This window comes from Tissierellales bacterium (assembly GCA_035301805.1).
Classification (GTDB): Bacteria; Bacillota; Clostridia; order Tissierellales; family DATGTQ01; genus DATGTQ01.
This window is the reverse complement of sequence record DATGTQ010000270.1, coordinates 1-16,005: the sequence shown is the minus strand read 5'-3', so window position 1 is coordinate 16,005 and position 16,005 is coordinate 1. Positions and strand designations below refer to the sequence as shown.

The following is a 16,005-nucleotide window of genomic DNA, read 5'->3' as shown; positions in this document are numbered from 1 at the left end:
TATTAATCCTAGAACCTTATCTATTTTAATTTTTCTGCAACAAAATCTGTATCTAAGAAAAATGCTTGTCTTTTATCTTTGTCTTCTATGTCTTCAAATCCTAATTGATAAACCGTTGGATTAGTATTAGATTTTACTGTTAGTAGTTTATGTTTTGAATCATAAGAACAAATATATCTAGTATAAGTAGTGTGATTATACCTTTTATTTCTAACAAATCCATTTGGCATAGTCATTGCAGCCATTATATTATAAGAATATGAAAGTGCTTCTTTATAACTATTGGGTTTAACATTCATTCTAGTTAGATAAAAAGCTTTAATAAATCTAGAACTAGGATCATATCCTCCAGGCAAATCTTTAGCAGAGTTAAATTCTTCAAGATTATCTAAATCTATAAGCTTATTCAGTCTTCTAACATGGGATTTAAATCCTGGTGAATTAGTTATTACATCATATGGATTTTCATAATATATTAATTCCCCTTTTTTAGGTTCAATAACAATGCATCTTTTAGTAGAATCAGCAAACATAAAATGAAAATCTGGTGATAGTACATTTTCTTCCCTATAATCTTTAGTAGATATATGAATATTTGGTAAGTCTTCAATTAATTCCTCTACAGATTTATAGTTTGTAAGGGCATAGGTAAAGTAATCCAAACTTGAAATATTAATTTTTTCTGTTTTCACCTGATTAGCATAAAGATTAAACCCTGAAAAAGCATTGGTAATCCCTATTAACCCATATTCATTTACACCATCTTTCAATGGATCTTTATTTTCAAAACATATCCCTAATGCCTCATATTTTGAATACAATGGCTTGCCCATTAAATCATTACAAAAATTATAATTTTTCGGTAAATAGATTACATTATAGTTTAAAGGAAATTCATAATCCATTGTCCTCCCCATTACACAACCATCTTCATAATTTATTTTTATACCTGTACACATACTATCCCTCTTTTTACCATAATATATGTTTTTTAATTATATCAATAGATACTAAAATCTATATACTAAATGACTATTTGTATCTAATTCCCTCACATAGTCAATCTTTTGTTATTAATACTGATTATATCATATTACCTATATATTATTAGAATATACTGCAATTCATCCCCACTTATAGAGGATAAAAGAATTTTTGCAAAAAATTAAAGTGGGATTTCATATTATAACTGGGGTACAATAAACCTAAAGGCGTTAAAAATCATTATTGCTCTGTTTATCCTATGATTTATTTGAATATTAATATTCCATATTTCACTAGGTTAATCATATGAACATTATTTTGTTTAGACCTTAAATATGTTATTATTGATTATGTCTTAAAGAGAATGCAATACAGATTTTTAGGAGTGATATATTGAATATAAATGACAATTCAAGTTATTATCGTAATAAAACTATTAGATTAACAATACCTGTATTTTTCGAACTACTTATAAGTAGTCTTTTTGGAATGGTAGATATGATGATGGTAGGTAATAGCGGTCCAATTAATATCACTACACCATCAATTGCTGCAGTTGGTATAACAAATCAAGTGATGTTTATAGGCATAGCTATGGCTCAGGCTATGAGTGCTGGTGGTACTGCAATGATATCTAGATATTGTGGAGCCAACAAAGAGGAAAGAGTGCCAAATGTAGTTAAACATCTAATTGTCCTAATGATAATTGTACTTATTATTCCCTTTGTAGCAATTAATCAATTAATCCCCGAACGTATAATGGGGTTTATTGGCGCAAAGCAAGATACTATTAATATAGGACTTAATTATTTTAGAATTATTATATTAGGTTTTATCTTTCAATCCTTTAATCTCTCTATATTCGCATCTATGAGAGGTGCAGGTGATACTAGAACTCCAATGCTAATAAATATATGTATTAACTTATTAAATGTAATTGGCAACTATGTCTTAATTTTTGGTAAGTTTGGACTACCAGCCCTTGGAGTTACTGGTGCAGGAATATCTACTTCACTGTCCCATGTAATAGCATCTATTGTATTATTCATAATATTATTAAATAAATCTCATATAGTTAGATTAGATATTTCTAAAGGGTTTAAGTTTAATAAACCTATTATACAAAACCTTATTAAAGTAGGGGGACCAGCGGCTTTGGAACAAGTGGGATTTAGAGTAGGGGTTATATTGTTTATAAGAATAGTATCTGGCCTTGGAACTGTAGTATATGCTACTCATCAAATTGCTTCAAATATCATAAGCCTTTCTTTTGCACCTGGTCAAGCTTTTGGTATAGCTGCATCTACTTTAGTAGGTAATTCCCTTGGCCAAGAAAGAACGGACAAAGCCGATAGATTTATTAAAGAAACTAATAGATTAGCTCTAATATCTTCCATTTTTTTTGGATTGATATTTTACTTCTTTGGTCCAAAACTTACAGCCCTATATACAGATGATCCAGCGATTATTGAACAATCTATTGGTGTTATGAAGATAATAGCACTAATTCAACCCTTCCAAGCATCAGCATTTGCCATTTCCGGTGGCTTAAGAGGTGCTGGAGATACTGTATCAACTTTAATCGTTACTATGACAGGTGTGGTAGTCATTAGATTGGTGGTAGCATATATACTTATTAATATAGTAGGAATGGGGTTAATTGGAGCATGGATTGCCATGTTGTTCGATCAAATAACTAGATGGGTAGGTATAGTTGTTAGATATAGAACTGATAAATGGAAGTATATTAAATTACAATAAATATTTTAAAGGCAGGTAAAAAGAAAGACTAAAGAGGAAAAATAAAAATATATGAATTAGCTAATAAAATAAATTAATAAACAAAACACTTTAATTGCAACAAATGCAACTAAAGTGTTGATTTATCTTTTTTATTTTAAGCTAATATTCCTCCGTCAATTACATATTGAGCTCCTGTTATAAATGATGCGTCATCTGATGCTAAAAACAATACAAGTTTCGCAACTTCCTCTAATGTTGCGTATCTTCCCATTGGTATTGCATTAAGCCATTCTTGTTTTATTGATTCTGGATCTTCAGGATCTAGACCCGATTCTATAGATTCCATCATTCTTCCTTCTATATTAGTAGGATTAATAGAATTTACTCTAATATTATCCTTTGCAACTTCTAAAGCTGCAGTTTTTGTAAGTCCAACAACTGCATGTTTTGATGCTACATATGGAGCCAGCCCTGGTGATCCTGCTAAACCTGCATCTGATGATGTGTTTATAATACTACCAGATCCTTGTTTTTGCATTACAGGGATTACATATTTTAGTCCCATAAACGCACCAATTACGTTAATGTCTATAACTTTCCTAACATCATTCATGTCTTGTTCTATTATTGATGAAATTTTCCCTTCAGTTCCAGCGTTATTAAAGAATACGTCAATTCTTCCATATTCTTCAACTGTTTTCTCTACATAGTTTTTAACTTCTTCTTCTTTAGTTACATCTGCTCTAATCGTTAGGACATCTCCCAAACTTTCTTTTACTTTTGCTAACTTTTCATCATTAGTTCCCACGATAGCAACCTTTGCACCTTCTTTTAAAAATAATTCAGCTGCAGTTTTTCCAATATCTCCTGATCCACCTGTAATTAAAACTACCTTGTCTTCAAACCTCTTAATCATTAAAATCCTCCTATTACTAGTATTTTTAGCCTTCTATATGATATAGATTCCGTTTAAAATAATTATAAATAATTTTACATCTTATTATAATTACTTACCCATCTTACTTATTCTTATTTATTGTATTTAATAGATTAAATCTTAATGCTACTATTTTAATACTTTCATAAAACAAAAAAGTCTTGGTTCCTCTGTTTCCAAAGGTTCTAAGACTTTTGTTTACTACTCCAGCCGTTGGTCGCTACAAATATCGCCAACCATGATAGGGATAACACAATCATCTTTTACTAAACAAGTTATTCCAGTTACTATTCTTTGTAACATTAAAGGAGCAGGTATAACAAACATAGCATCTCCCATATATCTAGCAAAGGATGAACTAGAGTTTTCATTTAGTTTTTTTATAAATGGGAAACCTTATTGGATATAGTATTATACATTCTTTCAGCATCCAACTTCTTAAAATTATTCTATCTTAAATCCTCATTATCCTTATCAATATATTTTTAGGTTCTATACCTAATAAATTTGTTTTATTGTACTTCCTTTATATACTCCCATGTCTCTCCATTATCCTCGGATTGATACAATGCCTTGATCCCACCTTTATAATCTCCGTCTTGTCCCTGACCTACTAATAAATATAGCTTTCCATCTTCTACAAAGGGCTTTTCAGGAAAATCAAATGGATTATATGTTTCAGTTTCATTCAAACGAACTTCAACCTTTGGAAAATATACTTTTTCAAAAGAAAGCCCTCCATCTTCGGTTCTATATAGTTCTGCAAAAGAACCTCCACTGTAGGACAGTCCTATAAACCCTAGGTTTTTATTGATATATGTAATCCCACTAGACACTCCAGTATTATTTAAAAAAGGATCTGAATTTATAGTTTCCCAAGTATATCCCCCATCTTGTGTTTGAAGTAAGGCATAAAATCGACTACCTAAGGCTGCATCTACTACAGATAGTTGATATCCTAGATTTTCATCTAAAAAGAAGGTTTCTTCTCCCTCATTATAACTATAACCTATATCCCATTGATTATTGAGTTGTTCATCATCTTTTCCTGCAAGCACTCTGTGCTTATTATGAATAAAGCGTATAGGTGTTATGCTCTCCTCTCTGTGTGGTACATAAACAGATACGGTATAACCTACTATTTCATCCTTTGGAGGATCCAGTTGTTTTGTCTCTCCATTTTCATCAATATAAACGATTCCTTCGCTATTATAACCCCAGTTGCAAAAACCTGTATATAAGATCTCGTATTGTTCTTCACTCCATCCACTAACTGTTTCTTCAAGTAAAATCCATTCTACAAGATCCATTAGGGGTTGTAATTTCTTTTCCTCATTATAATTGGCATCTACATAACCGTTTAGATAGATGGTCACATCTTCTCCTTTATTTCTATCATAAGTTATAAGGAAGCTTTGAGTTTCACCCTCCTGATCCTTTCCATATAAAAAGGTATCTAAAGATATAATCTGACCACCCTTATTAAATTTTAATCGAAAGTCAGTGGAAACATATAATTCTTCTGGTAAGGTTATCTCTTTTTGTATATCCTCAAAAAGACCCTCCAAGCTATCATGGTAAATATTATCATGAACAAACTCTATTTTACGTTTAATTTTTAGTTCATGGATAAACCATGATAATTTACCTTGATAGTTAATAGCACTTTGGTATACCTTTGTGCCCGTAACTAAGGTAGTTGACAATAAAATAATTAATGCTACAAAATACCATGCTTTACTTATTCTCAATTTATTGGTCTCTAGGTAATTCTTTTCACTCAAGTTCTTTCTCTCTTTTTTGCTTCTATAAAAACACCATAAGAACCAAACTATCAAAAGAATAATACCCCCTAAAATAATGGGAATTTTTCTTTTCAGTCCTCCATATTGAAAAAGAGAATATAAATAAAAACAAATTACACTATAGATAACTAATACCAACGGATTTAAAACTATAGATCGAAACATATAATTCTTCTTTTTATCCAACAGAATTTCCTCCTAATTATTTCTTAAATCTCTGCTTTTTATCTATATAGCTTTAATCATAATTAATCATAGATCCCATTCATCCCATAATTTTAGAAATACCTCTAGCTTAGTAAAAACAACACCTTTATAAAAAGCAAAAGTTTTGTTATACTCCTTGTAATGACCTCGTCTACAATTTTAACTTGGAGATATTTATGTTTACTTTTTCCACACTGTTCTAATTCAAAGTAAAGTTGCTGTCCAATTATTTTCCTATGGAATGCTTTTTAACACTCATGCAGTGTATATCTCCATTCAGGTAAATCTTATAATACCTCTTAAACAATTTCAACTTTTTCTTGAAATTCCCTGCTTTGGAAATGATAAATTTATCCTGCATGAATATATGATCCAAGTAAAAACCATAGTGGTTTATCTTCCCACTATGGTTTTTACTTAGATTTTATCACTTCATCTAGTTTATTTGTATCTATAACTGATAATTGTATACAAACATTTCTTTCATTTTTAGCTTCTAGACATAGGTTTATTCTTCTTAGTCATTTTATATAAATCTTACTTGCAAATTCAGCTTTATAAAATCTTTACCGCCTTCCTGATATAGCTCGCCGAACTCATGCCTTGAAGTTGATGCAGTTTCGTATTTTGTGTTATTCAATAGATAATCTTCAAAATAGTTTCTGTTATATATATGATAGGCTACAACTCTGCCTTGTTTAGTTACTATTATATAACCGCCTGTCGCTTCATCTATTCCGTCCCAAATTGTAGCAGGTCTCATTCCTAATGCGACTGCTGATAAAAACTTTTTAAACTTATACCCATATGCATGGACATTTCCAAAATTCATAGGGTTTTCTTCTTCCAGTTTTTTAACCATTGAAGCACAGTCATTTATTCCGTCTCTATAAAAATGAAGTAAAGTTTCGGCAATTATTTTATCCATATTGCTGTCTATTAGTACAAGATTATTTTTAAAGGTTCGATTTTGCATATCATAATATTTGAACTTGCCACCTTCTTCTATAATTTTTTTTATACGTCCCTTAACATCAGTATGATTTTTGCCCCTAGAAACTCTGTAAATCTTATTTGCTTCTTTTACAAGATCGTCATAATCATGTTCTATTTTAAAAATGAAGTTAGTAGTTTTCCCTGCATTTAATAGAGTAGGGGTTGAACCTAACTCTGATTTTATACTAAATCCTACCGCTGGACTATAGCCTGTATTTATATCTATTATTTTCATTGTAATATCAGTCTTATCCAATGACGGAGCTGAAATCTTATAGCAGTCTATCTCATTCATAAACTTTTCAGTTTTTTCTATTTCGAAAGCTCTTTTATGTTCATCAGATTTTAAAGTCTCTAATAAATAGTCTGCTTCTTTATTAAATTCAGCCGTTGATATCTCTTTAATTTTATTACCGTCTAGATATATCTCAACAGGATCTCCTGTCTTATATTTATTAAGCTTATCCTCAGTTTCTTCTCTGATTATTTCTATAATAGGAAAGTATATATCTTCTAATTTATTAAGATTTTCATCAGCCGCATATATTTTACCTTCAGCCAGCAATCTGAATAAGACATATATTTCGGACCATTCTCCTTTATTCCCTCTAATCATATGACTTCTCCTTCAAGAAAATTTAATTGTTCAGTACTAGGTTTTTCTATTTCTAAGACTTCTCCTTCAAGGCTCCTTTTTATATTCTTCGCTATGGCACTAATAACAGGGATTGTAACAGTGTTACCGAATTGATTGTAAAGGTGTGTATCTGCTACTACAAATTTAAAATCATCAGTGAATCCTTGCAATCTTGCCCATTCTCTCGGAGTCATTCTTCTAATATACTGTCTGTTTATTTCACCTTTTATATGGGTTACTGGTGTAAAATCTGTAAGTCTTTCATCAATTATAAGATTTCTTTCTCTTCCCATACCTCCACACACTATAGCACCTGCTATATCATCAAGGTCTCTAATTTGATAACCAAAACCGTTTCCTCTTTTTGCATGTCTTTCTTTATGTCTTTTTAATGAAGCTAAGTAAACATCCGATATATAATATTTAGGCGAAACTTCTTCCTCTTCAATGATATTATTTATAGAAACTTCCGTTTCACATCCTTTAGGGAATACAAAATACTCAGGTGCTATATCTTCTCTGAAAGCTACAATATAAATTCTTTCACGGTTTTGAGGTACTCCAAAATCCTTGCTATTTAATACTTCATCATAAACTACATAATCCAGATCTTGTAGTATTCTTTTTATAGTTCTGTATGTTTTTCCTCTGTCATGTCTCACTAAATTCTTTACATTTTCAGCAAAAACCACTTTAGGTTTATGGTATTGCACTATTCTTGCAACATCAAAGAAAAGTGTGCCTCTGGCATCCTCAAAACCTTTTTGCTGTCCCGCTAACGAAAATGCTTGACAAGGAAATCCTGCAAGCAAAATATCATGCTCAGGAATAGATTCTTCTTTTATCTTTGTAATATCACCGTTAATTTCAAATTCATCATCAAAATTAGCTTCATATGTTTCTTGGGCTTTTTTATCCCATTCACTAACAAACACAGTTTCTATGTCATCTTTAAAAGCATCTTCAAATCCTAATCTTATTCCGCCTATACCCGCAAATAAATCTACAGACTTATACATTTATTCGTCCCCCCTATAAGAAACAATATCACCGATATCACAATCCAATACTTGACAGATTCTTCCCAGCACATCAAGACTTACAGGTTGATTTTTCCCAAGTCTTGCCATTGTTGCCGATGATATTTTTGTCTTATTTCTTAAATCTTCTTTCATCATTTCTTTATCAATGAGTATCTTCCATAATTTATTGTACGAAAATTTCATATAATCTCCAATCTTTATAAATATGAATATTTGCTTTACTAGCATGAATAAATTATATCAAATTTCAGCTTTTTTATCAATCGAATCAGCACAAAAAAGAACTAACATTCTTTTTTTAAAATTTATGGTAACTTCAGCAATATCCCTTTGATTTAACCCAATTTCCTCCATCAACGAGCATTATCCAATATAAATTTCTAACAAATTGAGTTGGATTCTGGAATTGAGACTCACTTCCTACGCTTACTACTTAACCTTAAATATTTATCAAAAAATAAATGCTCCCTCTATATTTAAATTAGCACAGAGGGAGTTGTAATTGTAACCTATTAATTAAAAACTCCCTAAATTGGGATTTTATAAAAAATTGACTCTTAATAAATGACCATTTTATCAACTTCTTAATTTCTCATTGCCTAATATATAGGGTTTTAAAAAGTAGTTACAAATCAGGTTACATTTTCATCTGCTTAGGTATTTGTTTTTCGTGATAAGTTTTCACAGGGATAGATCTTCCTCCTAATGTAATTCTTATAGTTCTATCCGTTCTAACTATTTTTCAGTTAGGAAAGTAATTTTCCATTGTGGATACTAAACTTGCGTTATCAGTGATATTTATATCACCATCTTCGTTTCTATCATATATTTTTCCATTACATCTGTGGACTCGTGAACTCTCGGGGGACAAAAATGTATAAAATTATCTTATTATCTATTTCTATCTCATCTATGGTTAAGTAAAAAGTAGGGCTTATTTAATGTCCCCCGTTCCGATTTAAGAAAGCACATACTGAATCAAATACATCCTTATTTAATTTATTTCTACTTTCTTTAAATTCAATATTCAATCCTTCACCAGAATTAATCATTTCTAAAATATGGTTTATCTTCATCATTTTCAACTTCCTATCTACTTTTTTATTTTCATCTAGAAACCTCCAATTATATTATATACTATTTGTTTGTTTAGTATATAACTGATATTTAATAAATCTGAAATTATAAATATGCTTATGTAGCTTTATTTTAATAATTTTTAAATTAAAAAAGTCTTGGTTCCTCTGTTTCCAAAGGTTCCAAGACTTTTGTTTCTTACTCCCAACCTAGGTTGCGGGCTTATACCTTCCTTTGGTCGGTATAAGCCTCGCCAACCCTGACAGGGGTAGTACCATCAATTTCGTTTGTTCGCTTTGCTTACATGAAATTGGGTACTACTCCCACTCAATTGTTCCAGGTGGTTTATTAGTTATATCATAAACTACTCTATTTACCTGTTCAATTTCTCTAGTAATTCTATTGGAAACCCTTTCTAATACATCTAAAGGTATTCTTGCCCATTCTGCAGTCATACCATCAATACTATGCACTGACCTTAAAGCTACGGTATAATTATAAGTCCTTTTTCCTTTGGTCATTCCTACACTTCTTATATCGGGAAGAAGGGCAAAGTATTGCCATATCTTTTTATCAAGGCCAGCATTTTTGATTTCTTCCCTGAATATATAATCCGCTTCTCTTACGACTTCTAATTTTTCTTCTGTAACTTCTCCTAATACTCTAACACCTAAACCTGGCCCTGGAAATGGCTGTCGATTTACTGCTTGTTCTGGAATATCTAAAATAGTTCCGACTTTTCGAACTTCATCTTTAAACAATTGTCTTAAAGGTTCTATAAGTTCAAAGTTTACATCTTCAGGTAATCCCCCAACATTATGATGGCTTTTTACAACTGTATGTTCGTCACCACCACTTTCAATAACATCTGGGTATATAGTACCTTGTACTAAAAAATCTATGTCTGTTAATTTCTTTTGTTCTTCTTCAAAAACTCTTATAAATTCTTCTCCAATTACTTTTCTTTTTTGTTCAGGCTCAATAACTCCTTTAAGTTCGTTTAAAAATCTATCTTTAGCATCAACAGTTATTATATTCATATCAAACCTATCTTTAAAAAAGCTTTCAACTTCACTAACCTCATTTTTTCTAAGGAGTCCGTTGTCAACAAATACACAAACTAAATTATCACCTATGGCTTCATGAACTAATACTGCTGCTACAGTAGAATCTACTCCTCCTGATAATCCACATAATGCTTTCCCATTTCCCACTTTTTCTTTAATATCTTTAATAGTATTATCTACAAAGTCCTTCATATCCCAATAGGGTTTACATTCACATACTTTAAATAAAAAGTTTTCAACAATCCTCTTATTATTTTCATTATATTCACTTTCAGGATAGGTTTGAATACCATATTCTTTCGTTAATATTTGGTTTTTACACCCCATCCCTATTGTTGGCAAATCTAATTTAGGTATGTTTTTATCAATCCTTGCCACCTTCTCATCTTCTGCATCTCCTGTTAAAATAATACCTTGGGGATCTTTTTCTTTAATTTTCTCTATGGAAGTATTATAGGGTAATATTTCACAATATACTTTAGATTCTCTAATAATTCTACCTACAACCCTTCCGCATTTTCCACCAAAATCAAGTATTAATATCAATATATCGCCTCCTTAACTACCTTCTGCTGTAGTTTGGTGATTCTTTAGTTATGTGTATGTCATGTGGATGATTTTCTATAAGTCCGGCATTTGTGATTTTTACTAATTTAGCTTTTTCTTGTAATTGTTTTATATTTTCAGCGCCTACATAACCCATACCAGATCTTAAACCTCCAACTAGTTGATAGGCAACATCTCCTAAAGGTCCTTTATATTCTACTCTTCCTTCAACGCCTTCTGGTACAAGCTTTTTAGTATTTTCTTGGAAATATCTATCTTTACTACCTTCACCCATTGCAGCTAAAGAACCCATACCTCTATAAACTTTAAATCTCCTACCTTCGTATAATTCTTCTTCTCCTGGACTTTCGCTAGTGCCAGCAAAAAGTGAGCCTATCATTACTACATTAGCTCCTACGGCTAAAGCCTTAGTTATATCTCCTGAATATTTTATACCCCCATCAGCAATAATTGGAACACTATATTTCTTGGCTACTTTAGCACAATTCATAATAGCAGTAATTTGAGGTACACCAATTCCTGTTATTACCCTTGTAGTACAAATAGAACCAGGTCCTATACCAACTTTTACAGCATCTGCTCCAGCTTTTATTAAATCTTCAGTAGCTTCTCCAGTAGCCACATTTCCTGCTATAACTTGTAAATCTGGATATTCTAACTTTATCCGTTTAACTGCATCAATTACTCCCATTGAATGTCCATGAGCTGTATCTAATACTATTAGATCAACTTTTGCCTCTACTAAAGCTTCTACTCTATCCATCATATCATTGGTAACACCTACTGCCGCTCCAGCAAGTAATCTTCCCGATTCATCTTTTGCAGAATTTGGGTGTTTAATTGATTTTTCTATATCCTTAATAGTTATAAGTCCTGCCAATTTATAATTTTCGTCTACTAAAGGAAGTTTTTCTATTTTATGTTGCTTTAGAATTTCTAAAGCTTCATCCATAGAAATATTTCCACTTGCAGTAACTAAATTTTCTTTAGTCATTACATCATTAATCTTTTTAGAAGTATCCGTTTCAAAGCGTATATCTCTATTAGTAATAATACCTAATAATTTTCTGTCTTCATCAGTAATAGGTACACCAGAAATATGATATCTTTCCATAACCTCTAATGCATCAGAAACATTATGATCAGGGGATAAATAAAATGGATCCGTAATAATTCCATGCTCCGATCTTTTTACTCTATCCACTTCTAAAGCCTGTTCCTTTATAGACATATTTTTATGAATAATACCAATTCCGCCTTCTCTTGCTATTGCAATAGCCATTCTAGCTTCTGTAACTGTATCCATACCTGCACTCATTATAGGTATGTTTAATTTAATTTTCTTTGTTAAATTAGTATTTATCTTGGCATCCCTAGGTAAAACCTTAGATTTACCAGGCACTAAAAGTACATCATCAAATGTTAACCCTTCTCCAACAATCTCCATACGAAAATCCTCCTTTATCAATATTATAAATAGTATAGCATAATTACTTTTAAACCTTCCCTTAATAGTATACTAATATTCTTTTAAAGGTAACAAATATTAGATAAAATGTCAAGAAAAAAACTTTCCTTTTCTACAAAGGAAAGTTTTAATTATTATTTTTTAAACCACCTTTAATAAAATCTACCAAATTATTAGCAGCAGCTCCGTATTCATCTAGATTATCAGTATTAACAATCCGTTGTAAATTATAGAATAAATAATTTACTATTTGTTTTACAAATTTCTTAGGTAAATCTTCTCTTATTTCACCTCTGGCATAGCCCTCTTCAATTAATTCCCCTACATAATCTATACTTTCAAAGTCATACTTTTTAGTTAAACCATCTAAATAACCGCTTCTATCAATAAAATATTTTTCCATTATTTGATTCTGAGACTCTGTTCCAAATTCTTTAATAAAGCTTTGAGAGAATTTATTAATTTGAGGGTTTTTACTGGCAAACTCCATTCCTAATTTTATTGTTAATTTTAATTTGGTAAATATATCCTCATTGACATCTATACTATCCATCCTTCTAGAGAGAAATTTAAATTTTTCTTCCACAAGTATATCCATTAAATACATATATAAGTCTTCTTTGTTTTCATAATGATAGTAAAAAGTTCCCTTACTTATACCTGCTTCTTTTAATATATTGTTAAGAGAGGCATTTTCATAACCCTTTTCTCCAAACTCCAGTAGAGCTGCATTTATTAGGTCATTTCTTTTTTCAAAGGTTTTTCCTTTGTTTTCTTTCAATATTACCACCCCAAAATCATTTTATCACATATCTATACTTTTACTCTTTTTTTAAAAAGTTTATAGGATAGAAGGTTCAGTATTACTAGATAAGTAAGACCTATAAAATAATATTGATTATATGTTAGATAAAGTATTTCTTCTCCCCTAATTATGCTACTTATAGCCTTAGTCACCCAAAACCCCGGTGCAAAGGCAAAAAATAATTCCTTTTTATCTACGAAAAATAAAGCTATAATAGGAAATACTATTAAAGTCCCTAACCCCTTCATTACGGCAAAACCTTCAATTTTATTGCTAGATAAAGAATTAATTAATAATCCATACATAGGCGCTTCCAAAGATGCTAAAAAAGCAATGGTTAATATTTTTTTTATATGCAAATTTCCAATATTAGAAAACCAAATTACAAATACAGTAGTAATATAGGTTAAAACCAAAACCATAATAAATCTAAAGGATAAAAACTGATTAATACTTAAGGGTGTAACTTTTACAGATGTAAGTATATTATCTTCTCTGTCTTCAAGGATGGAAAAAGCAATTAATGCTCCAAAAGAAATAGGAACCATTGAAGTCAATATGACTATTATTAAATCTGCATATAAATCTATACTGAAACCATTTTTGTCTGCTAACCAAGGAACAAAATATCTTCCTATAATCCCAAATAAAATTGGATATACAGCCATAAATCCCATCATAGAATCTCTACTCCATTTTTTAAATTCACTTTTTACAAAGCTACTATACATAATTAATCACCACTTTCCTTTATAGCAAAATCATCAAATTTTTTCCATACTATATAGAACAATACGATAGATGCAATTATTAAATACATAAGAGAAAGCCAAATTTTCCAAGTCTCCATTCCTCCACTGGTACTTTGTAAAAGTATAGAGGAAGATTTAGTAGGTATTATAAAAAGAATCTTACTAATTATTTCATTATTTATTAATCCTATTTGTTCTAATAAAACTGGTATTGCAAATATAAAAGTATATTTCAACATTCCCATTAACATTTCAGTGAAATCTTTTGTATTATAAGTTAATATAAAACCAATTAATGAATGAAAAAATGCTGTCAGTATTACTCCACCTACTAATCCAAAAAAGTTCAATCTTACTTCTTTAAAAACTTTAGCATAAACATAAATTAGTATTAATGTAATAACATTAGAACTAATATTAGCAAAGACCTTAGCTAGTATATATTCAGTCTTATTTATAGGTGAAACCAATAAAGTTTTCATAGTTCCTTCCTGTTTTTCATAAAACATAGTGGCACCGACTAATAACATAGACATAGAAGTAGCATCAATAAATATTAATGATGGTACCATATTAGTTATATCGTCTATATCCGTAAAATACAATACTCCTATCCATAAAAGCGCAACAAATATTCCAGCTACCAATATATTATACTTTTTCATTCTTTGTAGTTCACCAGATAACAAAGTTGTAAAGTTATTCATTTGTATTCACCCCTGTTACCTTTATGAATATATCGTCTAAGGTCATCTCTTTACTATGAATAGTCAATATATCTTTAGTTTTTATAATATTCATAAAGTCCTTATCTGTTTTCAAGTTATCTAAATCAAAATATTCTTTCTTAACTATATTTTCTTCTCTATATTCTACTTCTACTTTTCTCTCACCATATTTCAGTTTTAAATTCTTCGGACTATCTATTTCTGCTATTTTACCATTAGCCATAAAGGCCACCCTATCACATAGTTCATCTACATCATTCATTAAATGGGTAGTTAGTAATACTGTTCCTCCATTTTGTTTATATTCTTTAATAATTTCTTTTAATATTCTTGAATTCCTCGGATCCAATCCATTAGTAGGTTCATCTAAGAATAAAATCTTAGGATTATTTAACATTGCCCTTACAAAATTTAACCTAACTTTCATACCCTTAGAATACTCTTCTACATTCTTATCCTTATCTTCATATAATCCAATTCTTTTCATTAAACTACCTGTATCAATATTTGAACTATAAAGTTTTTTAAAAAAGTTAATATTTTCTTCAGCAGTCAATTTTGAAAAATGTACAGGCATTTCAAAGCCTACACCCACTTCTTCATAATAGGATTTTTTATAGCTTTTTAAATCTTTCCCTTTGTATAAAATCTCTCCATCATAATTATCTAATAGTTTTATAAGAATTTTTTGTGTAGTACTTTTCCCTACACCACTAGGCCCTAATAACCCAAATATTTCCCCATCTTTAATATTAAAAGATATTCCTTTAATAGTTTCCTCTTTGTTTTTAGGATACTTAAATCTTAAATCTTTAATTTCATACATTAAGAATCACCTCTTTATTCTTAGACCACTTGGTCTAGACTGATAGGTCTATTGTAATATAATTAATAAATCTTGTCAATAAAAAAAGAGAATGATTTAACATTCTCTTTTATTAAAAATATAGTTTTAATTTTATCTATTTAGTTGATTTTAATTTAGCTATTTCATTCCAATTATATATGGTTGTTGCTTCTATTGCATTTAAAGCCATTTCCATAGTCTTAAAATCTCCAACTAACATATTAACGTCATGTTTCATACTCTCCTGTTTAGCTTTAATAACATCTACTTTATGCTCCAAGGCCCTTATTAATTGTCCATGCTCCTTCAATGTAGATTTTACAATAGATAGATCTTCTTTTA

General features: G+C 30.2%; 15 protein-coding genes. 1 reads left to right on the top strand and 14 read right to left on the bottom strand.

The genetic code is table 11. The features are described 5' to 3' along the window. Positions 1-20: 20 nt before the first annotated feature. Positions 21-959, bottom strand: coding sequence for a linear amide C-N hydrolase (locus tag VK071_13405; GenBank protein HLR36310.1), 939 nt, complete (start codon positions 957-959; stop codon positions 21-23). Between the two features lie 418 nt (positions 960-1,377). On the opposite strand from VK071_13405, the gene VK071_13400 reads away from it, so the two are divergent. Then, positions 1,378-2,745, top strand: a complete 1,368-nt coding sequence (locus tag VK071_13400; protein HLR36309.1) for an MATE family efflux transporter — start codon at positions 1,378-1,380, stop codon at positions 2,743-2,745. Between the two features lie 136 nt (positions 2,746-2,881). On the opposite strand, the gene VK071_13395 is transcribed toward VK071_13400, so the two are convergent. The 13 genes from VK071_13395 to VK071_13335 form a co-directional block, all read right to left on the bottom strand. Continuing rightward, on the bottom strand, positions 2,882-3,643 hold the full coding sequence (locus VK071_13395) for an SDR family NAD(P)-dependent oxidoreductase (GenBank protein HLR36308.1): 762 nt from the start codon (positions 3,641-3,643) through the stop codon (positions 2,882-2,884). Positions 3,644-4,176: 533 nt separating this feature from the next. Further along, positions 4,177-5,448 (bottom strand): hypothetical protein, encoded by a 1,272-nt coding sequence (locus VK071_13390; GenBank protein HLR36307.1) that lies wholly within the window; start codon positions 5,446-5,448, stop codon positions 4,177-4,179. Between the two features lie 754 nt (positions 5,449-6,202). Continuing rightward, positions 6,203-7,288: an HpaII family restriction endonuclease gene (locus VK071_13385; protein HLR36306.1), complete on the bottom strand. Its 1,086-nt coding sequence runs from the start codon at positions 7,286-7,288 to the stop codon at positions 6,203-6,205. Next, complete coding sequence (gene dcm, locus VK071_13380; GenBank protein ID HLR36305.1) at positions 7,285-8,328, bottom strand: DNA (cytosine-5-)-methyltransferase; 1,044 nt, start codon at positions 8,326-8,328, stop codon at positions 7,285-7,287. The genes VK071_13385 and dcm overlap by 4 nt, the downstream gene beginning before the upstream one ends. Then, positions 8,329-8,535 carry a helix-turn-helix transcriptional regulator gene (locus VK071_13375; protein ID HLR36304.1) on the bottom strand — a complete coding sequence of 69 codons (207 nt, stop codon included), beginning with the start codon at positions 8,533-8,535 and terminating at the stop codon, positions 8,329-8,331. 755 nt (positions 8,536-9,290) lie between these two features. Beyond that, positions 9,291-9,431, bottom strand: a complete 141-nt coding sequence (locus tag VK071_13370) for an RNA-binding domain-containing protein (protein HLR36303.1) — start codon at positions 9,429-9,431, stop codon at positions 9,291-9,293. A 315-nt stretch (positions 9,432-9,746) separates the two neighbouring features. Then, a complete protein-coding gene (guaA, locus tag VK071_13365) occupies positions 9,747-11,042 on the bottom strand; it encodes a glutamine-hydrolyzing GMP synthase (protein ID HLR36302.1) in 1,296 nt (431 codons plus the stop codon). A gap of 16 nt (positions 11,043-11,058) precedes the next feature. Further along, positions 11,059-12,510 (bottom strand): IMP dehydrogenase, encoded by a 1,452-nt coding sequence (gene guaB, locus VK071_13360; GenBank protein ID HLR36301.1) that lies wholly within the window; start codon positions 12,508-12,510, stop codon positions 11,059-11,061. A gap of 148 nt (positions 12,511-12,658) precedes the next feature. Beyond that, positions 12,659-13,312: a TetR/AcrR family transcriptional regulator gene (locus VK071_13355; protein HLR36300.1), complete on the bottom strand. Its 654-nt coding sequence runs from the start codon at positions 13,310-13,312 to the stop codon at positions 12,659-12,661. 32 nt (positions 13,313-13,344) lie between these two features. After that, the gene (locus tag VK071_13350) at positions 13,345-14,067 is read right to left on the bottom strand and encodes an ABC transporter permease (GenBank protein ID HLR36299.1); all 723 of its coding nucleotides are present in this window, start codon (positions 14,065-14,067) and stop codon (positions 13,345-13,347) included. 2 nt (positions 14,068-14,069) lie between these two features. Then, positions 14,070-14,795: an ABC transporter permease gene (locus VK071_13345; protein HLR36298.1), complete on the bottom strand. Its 726-nt coding sequence runs from the start codon at positions 14,793-14,795 to the stop codon at positions 14,070-14,072. Further along, entirely contained in the window at positions 14,788-15,642 is an 855-nt protein-coding gene (locus VK071_13340; GenBank protein ID HLR36297.1) for an ABC transporter ATP-binding protein, read from the bottom strand. Before VK071_13340 ends, VK071_13345 begins: the two co-directional genes overlap by 8 nt. A gap of 136 nt (positions 15,643-15,778) precedes the next feature. Beyond that, the coding region (locus tag VK071_13335; protein HLR36296.1) for a hypothetical protein at positions 15,779-16,005 on the bottom strand (227 nt) is incomplete at its 5' end.

What these genes read in the sequence shown, in the direction of transcription:
- VK071_13405 (HLR36310.1), bottom strand. Translation starts at nt 959, where the DNA reads ATGTGTACAGGTATAAAAATAAATTATGAAGATGGTTGTGTAATGGGG.
- VK071_13395 (HLR36308.1), bottom strand. Translation starts at nt 3,643, where the DNA reads ATGATTAAGAGGTTTGAAGACAAGGTAGTTTTAATTACAGGTGGATCA.
- VK071_13385 (HLR36306.1), bottom strand. Translation starts at nt 7,288, where the DNA reads ATGATTAGAGGGAATAAAGGAGAATGGTCCGAAATATATGTCTTATTC.
- dcm (HLR36305.1), bottom strand. Translation starts at nt 8,328, where the DNA reads ATGTATAAGTCTGTAGATTTATTTGCGGGTATAGGCGGAATAAGATTA.
- VK071_13375 (HLR36304.1), bottom strand. Translation starts at nt 8,535, where the DNA reads ATGAAATTTTCGTACAATAAATTATGGAAGATACTCATTGATAAAGAA.
- VK071_13370 (HLR36303.1), bottom strand. Translation starts at nt 9,431, where the DNA reads ATGATGAAGATAAACCATATTTTAGAAATGATTAATTCTGGTGAAGGA.
- guaB (HLR36301.1), bottom strand. Translation starts at nt 12,510, where the DNA reads ATGGAGATTGTTGGAGAAGGGTTAACATTTGATGATGTACTTTTAGTG.
- VK071_13350 (HLR36299.1), bottom strand. Translation starts at nt 14,067, where the DNA reads ATGTATAGTAGCTTTGTAAAAAGTGAATTTAAAAAATGGAGTAGAGAT.
- VK071_13345 (HLR36298.1), bottom strand. Translation starts at nt 14,795, where the DNA reads ATGAATAACTTTACAACTTTGTTATCTGGTGAACTACAAAGAATGAAA.
- VK071_13340 (HLR36297.1), bottom strand. Translation starts at nt 15,642, where the DNA reads ATGTATGAAATTAAAGATTTAAGATTTAAGTATCCTAAAAACAAAGAG.